This is a genomic window from Actinomycetospora lemnae (assembly GCF_028737315.1).
Classification (GTDB): Bacteria; Actinomycetota; Actinomycetes; order Mycobacteriales; family Pseudonocardiaceae; genus Actinomycetospora; species Actinomycetospora lemnae.
Genome location: NZ_JAQZAO010000026.1, coordinates 1 through 13911, shown reverse-complemented (window position 1 = coordinate 13911; position 13911 = coordinate 1). Strand labels below are relative to the sequence as shown.

Genomic DNA, 13911 nt, shown 5'->3' with positions numbered 1-13911 from the left:
CCGTGCTCATCGACGACACCGTCGCCGCCAGCCTTACCCTCGACCGCACCATCCGCTACCAGCGGACCACCAACCTGTCTCCGATGCGCTGAGACAGACCTGTGCCAGATGTGCTGAGACACCACACGCGCCCATGGGCGCGGCAACTGCTCACGAGGGCGTCAGTGGTTCAGCGTCCGCATCGCGGCGGCGGGGTAGCGCTCGCCGCTGGCGACGCCGACCGGGGCCACCTCCTCGATGGCCCCGAGCTCCTCGGCGCTGAGCGTCACGTCGGCGGCGCCGGCGTTCTCCTCGAGGTAGCGGCGGCGTTTCGTGCCCGGGATCGGCACGACGTCGTCACCCTGCGCCAGCACCCACGCGAGCGCGAGCTGCGTCGGCGTGACGCCCTTGCGCTCGGCGAGCGCGTTGACCTCGTCGAGCACCCGCAGGTTGGCCTGCAGCGCTTCGCCCTGGAACCGCGGGGAGTTGCGGCGCCAGTCGCCCTCGGGGAGGTCCTCGGTGCGCCGGATCGTGCCGGACAGGAAGCCGCGGCCGATCGGGCTGTAGGGCACGAAGCCGACGCCCAGCTCGCGACAGGTGGCGAGGACGCCGTTGTCCTCGACGTCGCGGGTGAACAGCGAGTACTCGGTCTGCACCGCGCTCATCGGCGCGGTGGCGTGGGCGCGGCGGATCGTGTCCGGGGCCGCCTCGGAGATGCCGAGGTAGCGGACCTTGCCGGCCGTCACGAGCTCGCCCATCGCGCCCCAGGTCTCCTCGATCGGGACCTCGGGGTCGACGCGGTGCTGGTAGTAGAGGTCGACGTGATCGGTGCCGAGGCGCTGGAGCGACCCGTCGATCTGGCCGCGCAGGTACTCGGGGCGTCCGTTGACGCGACCGGTGCCCTTCCCGTCGGGGCCGATCTCGTTGCCGAACTTGGTGGCGAGGACGACCTCGTCGCGCCGGCCGGCCAGCACCGACCCGAGCAGCTCCTCGTTGGTGTGCGGGCCGTACATGTCGGCGGTGTCGAGGAACGTGACGCCGAGCTCGAGGGCGCGCTCGATCGTCGCGCGCGACTCGGTGTCGTCCTGACCGCCGTAGGCGAAGGTCATGCCCATGCAGCCGAGGCCGAGCGCGGAGACGCGCAGGCCCTGGCTGCCGAGGTTGCGATGCTCCATGGCCGCGGACTGCCCCGGGCCGATCCACCCTGAACGTGTGCCCGCACGCCGGCCCCGTGGACGACGTGGCGATGGCACGGTGAGCGGGTGCGCCTGCTCCTGACGTCGCTGGTGGTGGCCTTGCTCGCGCTGGGTGCGGGGACCGCGACGGCCGATCCCGGTCTCGTCATCGGTGACGGCGCCCCGCTCGCGCCGGGCACGTCGTTGCCCGCGCAGATGGGCTGCGAGGAGCCCGCGACGACCCCGGCCACCGGTCCCGGCGTCACCGGCACCCCGTGGGAGCGCGACCCCGAGGGCCACCAGCCGTGGGCGGTGTCCTCCACGGTGACGATCGCCGCCGACGCCGCGCCCGGACCGGTCCGGGTGACCGCCACGTGCGGAGGGCGCCCGCTCGAGACCACGATCACGGTCGCCGACACCGGCGCCGGCACGACCTGGCGCGTGCTGGGCGCCGCCGCCCTGCTGCTCGTGATCGTGGCCGTGATGGTCCTGCTGCGGCGACGGCGGGCCCGCGCCTGAGGTTCGCCCACGCGTGACCGTCGTCTCCGACGGAGGTCGGAGACGCGGAGGCGACCTGCGCGCGATGTGTCCGGACCCGCCGCACGGCAGCGTTCCCGGCGACCGGTTCCACCGCGCGAGGAGGCCGCCGCCGTGAGCGACACGAGACCCCGCCGACCGGGCGTGGTGATCGCCCTGGTCCTGGTGCTGACGGCGCTGCTCGCCGGGTGTGCGGGCGGCGCCTCCACCGTGACATCGGCACCCGCCGCGCCCACGAGCACCGCCGCCCTCACCCGCGAGGACCTCGACGCCTGGCTCGACGGCGTCGTGCCCGCCGGGCTCGACCGGGCGGGCATCGCGGGGGCCGCGGTCACCGTCGTCCGGGACGGGCAGGTGCTCACCAGCCGTGGCTACGGGCTGGCCGACACCGCCACCGGAGCACCGGTCGATCCCGAGCGGACGCTGTTCCGGGTCGGCTCGGTGGCCAAGGTGTTCACCGCGACCGCGGTGCTCCAGCTCGTCGAGCAGGGCCGGATCGACCTCGACGCCGACGTCCGTCGCCACCTCGACTTCCCGCTGCCGCTGCGCTTCGAGCCGCCCGTGACCATGCGCCACCTGCTGACCCACAGCGCCGGGTTCGAGGAGCGGATCCGGGGGCTGATCACTCTCGGCGAGGGCACCGAGGACCTGCGCGACCACCTCGCGACGGACCCGCCCGCGCAGGTGTTCGCCCCCGGCACCACGCCGGCCTACTCCAACTACGGCTACGGGCTCGCCGGCTACGTCGTCGAGCGGGTCAGCGGCATGCCCTTCGCCGACTATGTCCAGCGGTTCGTGCTCGACCCCGCCGGGATGAGCTCGTCGACGTTCGCCCAGCCGCTCCCGGCGCCGCTGCGTGCGCGGCTGTCGGGGGCGTTCCCGACCGTGGACGCCCCTGCGGCCCCGTTCGAGACGGTCCGGCCCTCGCCCGCCGGGTCCCTGACGGCGTCGGCGGCGGACATGGCGCGCTTCATGATCGCCGAGCTGGGCCCGCCGACCCTGCTGGCGCCGGCGACCCGCGACCTGATGCGCAGCCCCGCCCTGGGTGCCGACACCCTCGGCGCGCTCGCCGAGGGGCCGCGGACGGGCCTCGGCCTCTTCGACGAGAGCCGTAACGGGCGCCGAATCCTCGGCCACGGCGGCGACACCCAGTTCTTCCACTCGCACCTGCAGCTCCACCCCGCCGAGCGCACCGGCATCTTCGTGACGATGAACGGCGCGGGTCGTGGGGCGACGGACAGCCTGGAGCTCCGCGAGACCGTGCTCCACGGCTTCGCCGACCGCTACTTCCCGGGCGCCCCCGCCGTGGGCGGCGTGCCCGGCTCGGCCGAGCGCGCGGCCCAGGCCCAGGGCACCTACGAGTCCGCCCGGGCCCCGTTCACGACCTTCCTGTCCGCGATGAACCTCGGCGGGCAGGTCACTGTCACCCCGCGTCCCGACGGCACGCTGCTGTTCGCGCCGGGACCGCTCAGCGCGCACCCGGCGGTCTACCGCGAGGTCCGGCCGTGGGTGTGGCAGGAGGCCGGCGGGCAGCGGATCGTCGCGATGCGCCTCGAGCAGGGCCGCGTCGCCGCCCTCGGCGTCGAGGGCGCGTTCACACTGCTCCCCGCCCCACCCGAGCGTCGCGCGGCGATCGTCCTGCCGGTGCTGGCGGGCGCGGTGACCGTCCTGCTGGGGGCCCTGGTGGCCTGGCCGGTGGGGGCGTGGCTCCGTCGCCGCTACGGCCGTCGCGTCGCGGTCCCGCGGGGTGAACGCCTCGCCCTGCTGGCGACGTGGCTCGGTGCGGTGGCCGCGGTGGTCGCGATCGGCGGCTGGGTCGGCGCGGTCCTCGCGATCTCGGGCCTGGTCGACGTGCCGACGCCCGTGCTCGCCGGGCTGGTCGGGCTCCAGGTCCTCGGGTCGTGGCGGTGCTGCCGGCCGCGGTGGCGGTGGTCCTCGGCGTGCGCCGCCGGATCGGCGCCCTCGGCGTGGCCGGGCGGCTGCTGGTCGTCCTGGCGCTCCTGGCGGTCGCGGGCGTCGCGGTGACCTACGGGCTGCTCGGGCCGGACCTGGGCTACTGAGCGGCGTCCTACGATCCCCGACGCGCGGTGACGACGAAGGCCGGTGACGCATGACCTCCCCCGACCCGCTGGAGCCCGGCGTCGCCGCGCGGGCCGACGCGGCGCTCGACCGGATCGGCCTGACGACGCCCCGACGCCGGGACGCCGCGCTCGCCGCGGTGGTCGCGGTCGTGTCGGTCGCGATGGTGCTGGTGGTGCTCGCGGACCCGGCGCTCGGGGCCGCCCTGCGCGGCGGCCCGCTCACGGTGCCCGCGGTGCTGGTGCTGCTCGTCGTCCAGTCCGGTGCGCTCGCCGTCCGGCGCACCCGTCCGGCGCTGTGCCTCGCGGTGACGATCGCCCTGCAGGTGGCGATGGCCGCGGTCCTGCCACCCGCGGGCTTCCTGCGCGGGCCGGCACCGGTGATCGCCGCGTACACGTGCGGGGCGTGGTCGCCACCGCGCCGGGCGCTCACCCTCGCCGGGCTCGCCGGGCTGGTCGAGACCGCCGGGGTCGTCGGGTCGGCGCCGGCGGCCGCCACCGTCGCCGCGGTGCTGACGCAGCTCGTGTCGTCCGTGCTCACCTACCTCGCGGCGACGATGCTCGGCGCGTGGGTCGCGACGCGCCGGCGCTACGCCGAGATGGCGCGGCTGCGCGCCGCGGAGGCCGTCGCGGCGCAGCGGGCGCGCGCGGACGCCGCGGTCGGCGCCGAGCGCGCACGCCTGGCCCGCGAGCTGCACGACATCGCGGCGCACCACCTCGCGGCGATGGTCGTCCAGGCCTCGGTGGTGGAACGGCTGATCGACCGCGACCCCGCCGCCGCCCGCCGGACGGCCGCCGACGTCCGCGCCCGGGGCCGGGCGACGTTGCAGGACCTGCGGCAGGTGGTCGGCGCGCTGCGGGAGCGCGGGGAGGACGGTGAGGAGGACGGCCTGGCGGACGGCGGTGCGCCGGTGCCGGGGCTCGCGGCCCTGGCGGAGCTGGCGGCGGGGTCGGGGGCCTCGCTGCACGTCGACGGGACCCCGCGCGAGCTCCCGCCGGTCGCCGACGTCAGCGTCTACCGGGTGGCGCAGGAGGCCCTGTCGAACGCGCGCGACCACGCGCCGGGCGCGCCCGTGACCGTGCGCGTGGAGCACCAGGAGGGGGCGACCGTGCTCGAGGTGCGCAACGGACCGTCGGCGGCCGCGCCCGAGCCGCGTCCCGGCGGCCTGGGACTGATCGGGATGCGGGAACGGGCGGAGCTGATCGGCGCCACCCTCGACGTCGGGCCGCTCCCCGACGGCGGGTGGCGGGTGCGCCTCGAGCTGCCGAGGAGCCCCGCGTGATCCGGGTCGTGCTGGCCGACGACCAGGGCGTCGTGCGCGCGGGGTTCCGGATGTTCCTCGAGGCGGCGGGCGACGTCGAGGTCGTCGGCGAGGCCGCGAACGGACCGGAGGCCGTGCGCCTCGCGCGCCGGCTCGCGCCGGACGTCGTGTGCATGGACGTGCGCATGCCCGGCGGCGACGGGCTGGCCGCGACACGCGAGATCGTCGCCGGCGACGACCCGGTCCCCGCGGTCCTCGTCGTCACCACGTTCGACCTCGACGAGTACGTGTTCGGGGCGCTCGAGGCCGGGGCCAGCGGGTTCGTCCTCAAGGACACCGAGCCCGACGACCTCGTCGACGCCGTGCGGCGCGTCGCGGCCGGGGAGGGGCTCGTGGACCACGCCGTCACCCGGCGTGTCATCGCGGAGTTCGCCCGCCGGCGGCCCGCGACGCCTCCGCGTCCCGACGCCGCGGCCGCGCTGACCGCCCGCGAGACGGAGATCGTGCGGCTGCTCGCCGGTGGGCTGTCGAACGCCGAGATCGCCGCGGAGCTGGTGGTGGAGGTCAGCACGGTGAAGTCGCACCTCGGCCGGGCGATGACGAAGATCGGGACGCGGGACCGGGTGCAGACCGTGGTCTGGGCCTACCGGCACGGGATCGCGCGCTGAGCCGGCCCGGGCCGTGGCGCGCGTGATCGTGGGGGCTTCCCCGGCCCTGTCGGCGTGCTGTCCCGGATCGCCGGCAGGTGGACGCCAGGCCGGAACACCCCGGACCTCGCCGCGGCCTACGCCAGGGCGCGGCCGACCTGGCGACCCGAGAACAGGCAGCCGCCCAGGAACGTCCCCTCCAGCGAGCGGTAGCCGTGCACCCCGCCGCCCCCGAAGCCCGCGGCCTCGCCGGCGGCGTAGAGGCCGGGCAGGGGGGAGCCCTCGGCCTGGAGGACCCGCCCGTCGAGGTCCGTCCAGAGCCCACCGAGGGTCTTGCGGGTGAGGATGTGCAGCTTGACCGCCACCAGCGGCCCGGCCGCCGGGTCGAGGATCCGGTGGGGCGGGGCGACGCGGACGAGGCGGTCGCCGAGGTAGGCCCGGGCGCCCCGGATCGCCGCGAGCTGGCCGTCCTTGCCGTACGGGTTGGCGAGCTCGGCGTCGCGCGCGAGGACCTCCCGCTCGACCCGCGCCGCGTCGAGCAGCGGCGTCGGGGTCAGGGCGTTCATGCGGTCGACGAGGGTGCCGAGGTCGTCGGCCTGCACGAAGTCCTCGCCCGAGCGCTGGAACGCCGCGACCGGCTCGGTGGGCCCGGGCCGCACGCGCTGGAGCGTCAGCCGGATGTCGCGGCCGGTGAAGTCGGGGTTCTGCTCGGAGCCCGAGAGCGCGAACTCCTTCTCGAGGATGCGCTGGGTGAGCACGAACCAGGTGTGGTCGTGGCCCGTGCGCCGGATGTGCTCGAGCGTGGCGAGGGTGTCGAAGCCGGGCCACAGCGGCGCGGGCAGGCGCCGGCCCTCGGCGTCGAACCACAGCGACGACGGTCCGGGCAGGATCCGGATGCCGTGCAGCGGCCAGACCGGGGAGTGGTTGACGATCCCCTCGGTGTAGTGCCACATCCGGTCGCGGTTGACGACGCGCGCGCCGGCGTCCTCGCTGATCCCGATCATGCGGCCGTCGACGTGCGCGGGGACCCCGGAGATCATGTTCTGCGGGGGTGGGCCGAGGCGCTCGGGCCACGCGGCGCGGACGGCGTCGTGGTCACCGCCGATGCCGCCCGAGGTGACGACGACGGCGTCGGCGCTCAGGGCGAAGTCACCGACCACGGCGCGCGAGCTCGACTCGCCGCGCGCGACCTCGGAGGGCTGCAGGACGGCGCCGGACACGCCGCTGATCGCGCCGCCGGTCGTCGTCAGGCCGTCGACGCGGTGGCGGCAGCGGATCGTCACGCGGCCGTCGGCGACCGCGGCGTGGACCCGGCGCAGGAACGGCTCGAGGATGCCGGGCCCGGTGCCCCAGACGATGTGGAAGCGGGGCACCGAGTTGCCGTGCCCGGTGGCCGACGCCCCGCCGCGCTCGGCCCAGCCGACGACGGGGAAGAAGCGCACGCCCATCGCGTGCAGCCAGGCGCGCTTCTCGCCGGCGGCCCACTCGACGTAGGCGCGGGCCCACTCCCGGCCCCAGCGGTCCTCGTCGGGGCGGTCGAAGCCGGCGCTCGAGGTCCAGTCGGACCAGGCGAGGTCGAACGAGTCGCGCACGCGCAGGCGGCGCTGCTCGGGGCTGTCGACGAGGAAGAGCCCGCCGAACGACCACCACGCCTGCCCGCCGAGCGAGGCCTCGGGCTCCTGGTCGAGCAGGATCACCCGTCGGCCCGCGTCGGCGAGCTCGGCCGTGGCGACGAGGCCCGCGAGCCCCGCCCCCACCACGATGACGTCGGCGTCAGGCATGAACGACATCGTGGCAGCGGGGACGGCGAGCGGGGGGATTTCCTGACGTCCAGCGTCAGCGTGGACGCCAGGCTTGCACGTATTACTGCAGGCCGAGCTTCTCCGAGCAGGTGGGCCAGGCGTTCCAGCCCTGCTCGTCCTGGACCTTCTTGGCCACGCGGATCTGCTCCTCGCGGCTGGCCTCGTCGGGGGAGGTGGCGTAGCGCTCGCCGCCGAACTCCTCCCACGTCGACTCGGTGAACTGCAGGCCGCCCTTGAAGCCGTTGCCGGTGTCGGCCTCCCAGTTCTGGGTGCTCTCGCACATGGCGAGGCGGTCCCAGGTGGCGTTCGAGTCGGGGGAGACCGACGGCGCGGCCAGCGCGGTGCCGCTGATGGCGAGCGGGCCGGTGACGGCGGCCGCGGCGACGACCCCGGCGCGCAGCAGGGGGCGGGAGGGGGCGGCGGGCATGGCGTGGCGACCAGACATCGGGGCTCCGATTCGTTCGGGGGTTCGTCTCGGATGTCGACCAGGTGGGCGGGCTCGAGGGGGCGGGGAGGTCCCCGCCCGGCGGCCCGTCCGCCGCCCGTGTCGTGCTGGGGAGCGGGACGGCGTGGCAGGAACCGTAACCGAACCGAGACCTTTCGTGACGAGCCGTGACCGGCCCACGGGTGGGTGTCGCGGTGAGTGGTCGTTCGGCCGCGTCGGACGGCGAACGGAGTAGCAACGGGCGCCGAACGATGCTCCGTTCGGTGCGACCAGGCCGCGAGGCGTCGAGGTGAGCGGTCCGCGTGCCGAGGCGCGCTCAGCCGCGGACGAACCCCACCGCCGCGCGGTGCCCACAGCACGCGGTGTCGAGGGGGCCCTGGTGCCGCCTGTTCTCCGGGCGCCACTGCGCGGCGTAGACCAGTCCGGGCTCGACGAGCTCGACGTCGCCGATGATCGCGGCGAGCTCCGCGCCCGAGCGCGGCGTCGCCGTCCCGCCCGGATAGGCGTGGGTGAGGCGGCGGATCGCCTCGCTGTCGACCCGCGGGTCGTCGCCGGAGAAGTGCGACACCGCGAGCGCGCTGCCGGGCACCGTCCGCGACAGGTAACCCGCGACGACACCGGCCGGGTCGTCGGCGTCGGGCACGTGCTGGAGCACCGAGAACATGAGGACGGCGACGGGGCGGTCGAGGTCGAGCACCTCGGTGACCGAGGGCGCGGCGAGGACGGCCTCGGGGTGGCGCAGGTCGGCGTGCGTCACCGAGACCCCGCGGGTCCCCGGCCCGAGCAGCAGCTCGCCGTGGGCGACCGCGACCGGGTCGATGTCGACGTACGCGACCCGCGCGTCCGGCCGGACCCGGCGGGCGACCTCGTGCGTGTTGCCCATCGTCGGGATGCCCGAGCCGAGGTCGAGGAACTGGTCGATGCCGGCGTGCGCGAGGAACGTGACCGCGCGGCGCAGGAACGAGCGGTTCTCGCGCGCGATCGACTCGACGAGCGGCTCGGCGCGCATCAGGTCCCGGCCGAGGACGCGGTCGACCGCGCCGTGGGAGGTGCCACCGAGCAGGAAGTCGTAGACGCGCGCCGAGCTCGGGCGGTCGAAGTCGCCGGGTTCGGGGACGCCCGACGACCACGGGTAGGAGGGGGCGTCGACCACGGTCCTCCTCCTCCTCGTCGTCTCCGCGGCGCACCGCGTCCGGGCATGCGCGGACGCCGCCGTGTGGTGACGTCGGTGTCCAGTAGCCGACAGCGCCACCGACCTGTCAACACGAGAGGATCGCCCGACACGCGCAGTACTGAGGCGTAGATCGACCGACCGTGGTCGACACGCCGCGCTGCGGACACGCGACACGCCGGAGGATCCAGAGTCGTCCGTCCCCGTTCTGACCGTGGGTGACCACGATCCGGTGGGGCGGGATCGGTCGGACCGGGGCCCGCCACCCGGCGACCGCAGTGTTGGGTCGGTGTTAGGACGAGGGACACGTCGTCGTCGGCCGTCGTGGCCCTGGGACGGCAACGGTGCGCTCGTGCGCGTCGCCGTCGTGACCGAGTCGTTCCTCCCCGCCGTCAACGGCGTCACCAACTCCGTGCTCCAGGTCGTCGCCCACCTGCAGCGTCGTGGCCACTCCGCCATGGTCATCGCGCCGGGGGCGGGCCCGGACGAGGTGCCGGGTGCCCCGGACGTGCCGGTGGTGCGGGTGCCGTCGGTGGACCTGCCGGTCGTGGACTCGCTGCCGATCGGGGTGCCGACGCCCGCCGTGCGCGCCGCGCTGGAGGAGTACCGGCCCGACGTCGTGCACCTCGCGTCCCCGTTCGTCCTGGGCGCGCGGGCGCTGACGGTGGCCCGCCGGATGGGCGTGCCCGCGGTCGCCGTCTACCAGACCGACGTCGCCGGGTTCGCCTCGTCGTACGGCATCGGCCTGACCGCGCGGGCGGCCTGGCGCTGGATCCGGCGGCTGCACAGCGGCGCCTCCCGCACGCTCGCGCCGTCGCGGTGGGCGGTCGACGCGCTGCGCTCCCACGGCGTGCCGCGCGTGCACCGCTGGGGTCGCGGGGTCGACACCGCCCGCTTCCACCCCGAGCGCCGGGACGCCGACCTGCGCGCCGAGCTCGCGCCCGAGGGCGAGATGCTCGTCGGGTACGTCGGGCGACTCGCGCCGGAGAAGCAGGTCGAGCGTCTCGCCGCCCTGGAGGGCCTCCCGGGCGTGCGGGTGGTCGTCGTCGGCGACGGTCCGTCGCGCCAGCGCCTCGGCGAGCTGCTGCCCTCCGCGCACTTCCTGGGCTTCCGCGGCGGCACCGAGCTCGCCCGCGCCTACGCCTCGTTCGACGCCTTCGTGCACACCGGCCCGCACGAGACCTTCTGCCAGGCCGTCCAGGAGGCCCAGGCCTCGGGGCTGCCGGTGATCGCGCCGGATGCGGGCGGCGTCGCCGACCTCGTCGACCCGGGCCGCACCGGCTGGCTCTACGACCCGACCTCGCCCACGGCCGGCGCCGAGATCGTCGGGCGGGTCGCGGCGTGGCGCGACGACCCCGGCACCCGCGCGGTCGTCGGCGCCGCCGGCCGCCGCCGCGTGCTGGGCCGCACCTGGCCCTCGATCTGCGAGGAGCTGCTCGGGCACTACGCCGCGGTCCTCGCCGGCGACGCCACCGAGGAGCCCACGCCCGTGGCCACGCCCGCGGCGTAGGTGCCCTGTCGGCGTGCGGGCTCTGATGCGCAGGTGAGCAGAAAAGAGTGCTGGGGCACGTCTTTCTGCTCAGGTGCGCGGAGCGCACATGCGAGTTCACCCGGATCACACTCGACGGTCACGCCGGGGTGGGCCCCCGGGCGATCTCGGCCCGTAGACACCGGGCCATGGCCACATCCCAGGTGCTGGCGCGGTCGGTCGGACCCGCTCCCGAGACCCAGGACGAGCACGCGGCGCAGGCGGCGCAGGCGGCGCGGCCCACCCCGCCGACCGGGCCCACCCCGGTCGTCGTCGGGGCGGAGACGTCCGGTGACGCCGCCTCCGACGCCGCCGGTCGCTACAGCCTCCTGCTGACCCGCGAGCCGGCCCACGTCGCCGCCGCGCAGCGGCTGCGCCACGCCGTGTTCGCCGGAGAGCAGGGCGCCCGCCCCGCCGCCGAGGACGCGATCGCGCTCGCCGCGGCCGCCGAGGGCCGCGACGCGGACGCTTTCGACGCCCACTGCGACCACCTGGTGGTCCGCGAGGACGCAGGAGGCGAGATCGTCGGCACCTACCGGATGCTCACCCCCGACGGGGCCCGCGCGGCCGGCGGCCTCTACTCCGACACCGAGTTCGACCTCACCGCCCTGGCGCCGCTGCGCGACGAGATCGTCGAGGTCGGGCGCTCCTGCGTGCACCCCGCCCACCGCCACGGTGTCGTGCTCTCGCTGGTCTGGGCCGGGATCGGCCGATACATGATGCTGACCGGGCACCGGTGGGTCGTCGGCTGCGCGAGCGTGCCGCTGACGCCGGCGGGCGCGATGCCCGGCGGCGTGTGGTCGCTCGTCGCGTCGAAGCACCTCGCCCCCGCCGCGCGGCGGGTCCGCCCGTGGCGCGAGGCCCCGATCGCCGACCACGACCCCGAGGCGCCCGGCGCCCGCAAGGCCGCCGTCGCCGCGCTCCCGCCGCTCCTGCGCGGCTACCTGCGCCTCGGCGCCGAGATCGGCGGGGTGCCGGCCCTCGACCCCGACTTCGGCGTCGCCGACCTGTTCGTCCTGCTCGACCACACCGCCATCGACCCGCGCTGGCGTCGCTACCTGTTCGGGGAGGCCGGGTGAACGCCTGGTCGCCCACCTCGCCCTGCGGCCCGGGCTGCCTGCCGGTGGCCGTGCCGGGGAGCCGGACGGCCCGTCTCCGCCGGGCGGTCCGGCTGCTCGTGCGGGGCACGGCGCTGCTCGTGGTGCTGGTCGCGGGCCTGCTCGCGGCGCTCGTGGTGCCGCTGCTCGGCCCGTCGGCGACGGCGGTCGTGCAGCGCGTCTGGGCGGCCGCGGTGCTGTCGGCCTGCGGGGTGCGCGTGCGGCACACCGGTCCTGCCGCCCCGTCCGGCGCGCTCGTCGTCGCCAACCACGTCTCCTGGCTCGACGTCTTCGCCCTGCACGCGGTCGCACCGGTCCGGATGCTCGCGAAGACCGAGGTCCGGCGGTGGCCGGTGCTCGGGATCATGGCCGCCCGCGCCGGCACGGTGTTCCTCGACCGCGACCGGCTGCGGGACCTGCCCGGAGCGGTGGCGGGCCTGGCCGACGCCCTGCGCGCCGGCACCCCGATCGGCGTGTTCGCCGAGGGGACGACGCGCTGCGGCCGCGACCTCGGCCCGTTCCGGCCGGCCGCGTTCCAGGCCGCGTACGACGCCGGTGCCCCGGTGGTGCCGGTGGCCGTGCGGTACGGGCGCCTCACCGCGGAGCGGGGCACCGTCGACGCCACCGCGGCCTTCATCGGCGACGACACCCTGGCCGCGTCGCTGCTGCGGGTGCTCGCGGTCGGCGACGTCGTCGTCGACGTGACCACGTGCGCGGTCGTCGACACCACCGCCCTGCCGCCCGGGCCCGCCCGCGCCAGTGCCCGACGCGCCCTCGCCCGGGGCTGCGCGGACGCCGTCGCCGCGGTCCTGCCGCCCGACCCCGTCGGGCACCCGGCGGCCCGGCGCACCGTGACCCCGCTGCCGACGACCCGGGACCTCGAGCATGTCGCCTGAGGAGACCCCGGCGCCCCGCGAGGCGTCGTTGGCCGACCGCGCGGTGTTCGCCGCGCAGTTCGTCCGCGCCCCGGTCGCGACGGCGTCGGTGTGGCCGAGCAGCACCGCCCTCGCCCGCGGCATGGCCGACGCGGCGCTGCGCCGTGTCCCGCCCGACCCGGTGGTGGTCGAGCTCGGCGCCGGCAGCGGGGCGTTCACCGGCCTGCTCGCCCACCGCCTCGCCGGCCGCGGCCGCCAGCTCGCGGTCGAGCTCAACCCCGTGCTCGCGCACCGGCTCGCCGGGCGCTTCCCGACCGTCGAGGTGGTGCCCGCGGACGTCGCCGACCTCGGCGCGCTGCTCGCGCTGCGGGACATCCGCGGGGCGCACGCGGTGGTCAGCGGCCTGGGGTGGTCGGCGACGCGGCCGGGCCGGGAGGACTCGCTGCTGCCCGTCGTCGCCCGCGCGCTGGTCGACGACGGGGTGTTCGTGCAGTTCGCGTACTGCGCGACGGCCTGGGCGGCCCCGGCGCGGGCGCTGCGCGAGGAGCTCGACGAGTGCTTCGCGGAGGTCGAGACGTCGCCGGTGGTCTGGCGGAACCTGCCGCCGGCGATCGTGTACCGGGCGTCACGTCCTCGTCGCTGACCGCGACCGGTTCGGTCGGTGGGGCTCCCGGTGCTCACGCGCGGGATGGGGGAGGCGCGGGTGGGTGATCGCGCGAGCGCCGAGCGGTCACGGATGTCCGTCGCACACGGATACGCCCAGGTCAGGGGCGGGGTGCTCGGCGGGTTGGTGTACCGTCCCGCAACCATCGGCCCGGGCGTCCGGATCGCGGCAGCCGTCGCGGCGTGGCGTGCGGTGTCGACCGACCGTCCGTGTGACCGTCTGTGCGACCGGTCCGTACCGACGTCGCGGCCCGCCGCGACGACCCGCACCACAGAGAGGGGAGACACCGCGATGGCCCTCCCGACCCTGACTCCCGAGCAGCGCGAGGCCGCCCAGGCGAAGTCGCGTGAGGCTCGCCAGGCCCGCTCGGCCCTCCTGGCCGGCATCAAGAGTGGCGACGAGACGATCCCCGCGGTCCTCGACCGCGGCAAGAGCGACCCGATCGCCGGCAAGACCAAGGTGTCGCAGCTCGTCCGGGCGCTGCCCGGCTACGGCCCCGCCAAGGCGGCGGCCGTGCTCGAGCAGGCCGGCATCCCCGAGGACCGGCGCGTCGCCGGCCTCGGCTCGCGCCAGCGCGAGGCGCTGGTCAGCGCGCTCGGCTGACCTCAGCAGACCACGACGACGACGGGGCGGTCGGGAGTCCTCCGGACT

At 76.2% G+C, this 13911-nt stretch carries 13 protein-coding genes; 9 read left to right on the top strand and 4 right to left on the bottom strand.

Annotated elements, in window-relative coordinates:
* Positions 1–161 precede the first annotated feature (161 nt).
* Positions 162–1154 (bottom strand): aldo/keto reductase, encoded by a 993-nt coding sequence (locus PGB27_RS29295; protein WP_274203989.1) that lies wholly within the window; start codon positions 1152–1154, stop codon positions 162–164.
* Positions 1155–1241: 87 nt separating this feature from the next.
* On the opposite strand from PGB27_RS29295, the gene PGB27_RS29290 reads away from it, so the two are divergent.
* From PGB27_RS29290 to PGB27_RS29275, 4 genes are all read left to right on the top strand, one after another.
* On the top strand, positions 1242–1673 hold the full coding sequence (locus PGB27_RS29290) for a hypothetical protein (RefSeq protein WP_274203988.1): 432 nt from the start codon (positions 1242–1244) through the stop codon (positions 1671–1673).
* Between the two features lie 132 nt (positions 1674–1805).
* Positions 1806–3716, top strand: coding sequence for a serine hydrolase domain-containing protein (locus PGB27_RS29285; RefSeq protein ID WP_274203987.1), 1911 nt, complete (start codon positions 1806–1808; stop codon positions 3714–3716).
* A gap of 85 nt (positions 3717–3801) precedes the next feature.
* Positions 3802–5052, top strand: coding sequence for a sensor histidine kinase (locus tag PGB27_RS29280; RefSeq protein ID WP_274203986.1), 1251 nt, complete (start codon positions 3802–3804; stop codon positions 5050–5052).
* Positions 5049–5699 carry a response regulator transcription factor gene (locus PGB27_RS29275; protein ID WP_274203985.1) on the top strand — a complete coding sequence of 217 codons (651 nt, stop codon included), beginning with the start codon at positions 5049–5051 and terminating at the stop codon, positions 5697–5699. The genes PGB27_RS29280 and PGB27_RS29275 overlap by 4 nt, the downstream gene beginning before the upstream one ends.
* Positions 5700–5815: 116 nt before the next feature.
* Here the strand turns inward: PGB27_RS29275 and PGB27_RS29270 are convergent, their stop codons facing one another.
* From PGB27_RS29270 to PGB27_RS29260, 3 genes are all read right to left on the bottom strand, one after another.
* Entirely contained in the window at positions 5816–7459 is a 1644-nt protein-coding gene (locus PGB27_RS29270; protein WP_274203984.1) for an FAD-binding dehydrogenase, read from the bottom strand.
* Between the two features lie 82 nt (positions 7460–7541).
* Entirely contained in the window at positions 7542–7925 is a 384-nt protein-coding gene (locus PGB27_RS29265; RefSeq protein ID WP_274203983.1) for a transglycosylase family protein, read from the bottom strand.
* Positions 7926–8241: 316 nt separating this feature from the next.
* A complete protein-coding gene (locus PGB27_RS29260) occupies positions 8242–9078 on the bottom strand; it encodes an SAM-dependent methyltransferase (protein ID WP_274203982.1) in 837 nt (278 codons plus the stop codon).
* A 370-nt stretch (positions 9079–9448) separates the two neighbouring features.
* Here PGB27_RS29260 and PGB27_RS29255 point away from each other — a divergent pair, with 370 nt between their 5' ends.
* The 5 genes from PGB27_RS29255 (at position 9449) to mihF (ending at position 13863) form a co-directional block, all read left to right on the top strand.
* The gene (locus PGB27_RS29255; RefSeq protein ID WP_274203981.1) at positions 9449–10606 is read left to right on the top strand and encodes a glycosyltransferase family 4 protein; all 1158 of its coding nucleotides are present in this window, start codon (positions 9449–9451) and stop codon (positions 10604–10606) included.
* Between the two features lie 167 nt (positions 10607–10773).
* Complete coding sequence (locus PGB27_RS29250; RefSeq protein ID WP_274203980.1) at positions 10774–11703, top strand: GNAT family N-acetyltransferase; 930 nt, start codon at positions 10774–10776, stop codon at positions 11701–11703.
* Complete coding sequence (locus tag PGB27_RS29245; protein ID WP_274203979.1) at positions 11700–12617, top strand: lysophospholipid acyltransferase family protein; 918 nt, start codon at positions 11700–11702, stop codon at positions 12615–12617. Before PGB27_RS29250 ends, PGB27_RS29245 begins: the two co-directional genes overlap by 4 nt.
* Positions 12607–13239, top strand: a complete 633-nt coding sequence (locus PGB27_RS29240) for a class I SAM-dependent methyltransferase (protein WP_274203978.1) — start codon at positions 12607–12609, stop codon at positions 13237–13239. Before PGB27_RS29245 ends, PGB27_RS29240 begins: the two co-directional genes overlap by 11 nt.
* 312 nt (positions 13240–13551) lie before the next feature.
* Positions 13552–13863 (top strand): integration host factor, actinobacterial type, encoded by a 312-nt coding sequence (gene mihF, locus PGB27_RS29235; protein WP_274203977.1) that lies wholly within the window; start codon positions 13552–13554, stop codon positions 13861–13863.
* The last annotated feature ends 48 nt before the right edge of the window (positions 13864–13911 follow it).

Excerpts from the sequence above, each read along its gene's own strand:
- PGB27_RS29295 (WP_274203989.1), bottom strand. The coding sequence starts at position 1,154 with ATGGAGCATCGCAACCTCGGCAGCCAGGGCCTGCGCGTCTCCGCGCTC.
- PGB27_RS29280 (WP_274203986.1), top strand. The coding sequence starts at position 3,802 with ATGACCTCCCCCGACCCGCTGGAGCCCGGCGTCGCCGCGCGGGCCGAC.
- PGB27_RS29270 (WP_274203984.1), bottom strand. The coding sequence starts at position 7,459 with ATGCCTGACGCCGACGTCATCGTGGTGGGGGCGGGGCTCGCGGGCCTC.
- PGB27_RS29265 (WP_274203983.1), bottom strand. The coding sequence starts at position 7,925 with ATGTCTGGTCGCCACGCCATGCCCGCCGCCCCCTCCCGCCCCCTGCTG.
- PGB27_RS29250 (WP_274203980.1), top strand. The coding sequence starts at position 10,774 with ATGGCCACATCCCAGGTGCTGGCGCGGTCGGTCGGACCCGCTCCCGAG.
- PGB27_RS29240 (WP_274203978.1), top strand. The coding sequence starts at position 12,607 with ATGTCGCCTGAGGAGACCCCGGCGCCCCGCGAGGCGTCGTTGGCCGAC.
- mihF (WP_274203977.1), top strand. The coding sequence starts at position 13,552 with ATGGCCCTCCCGACCCTGACTCCCGAGCAGCGCGAGGCCGCCCAGGCG.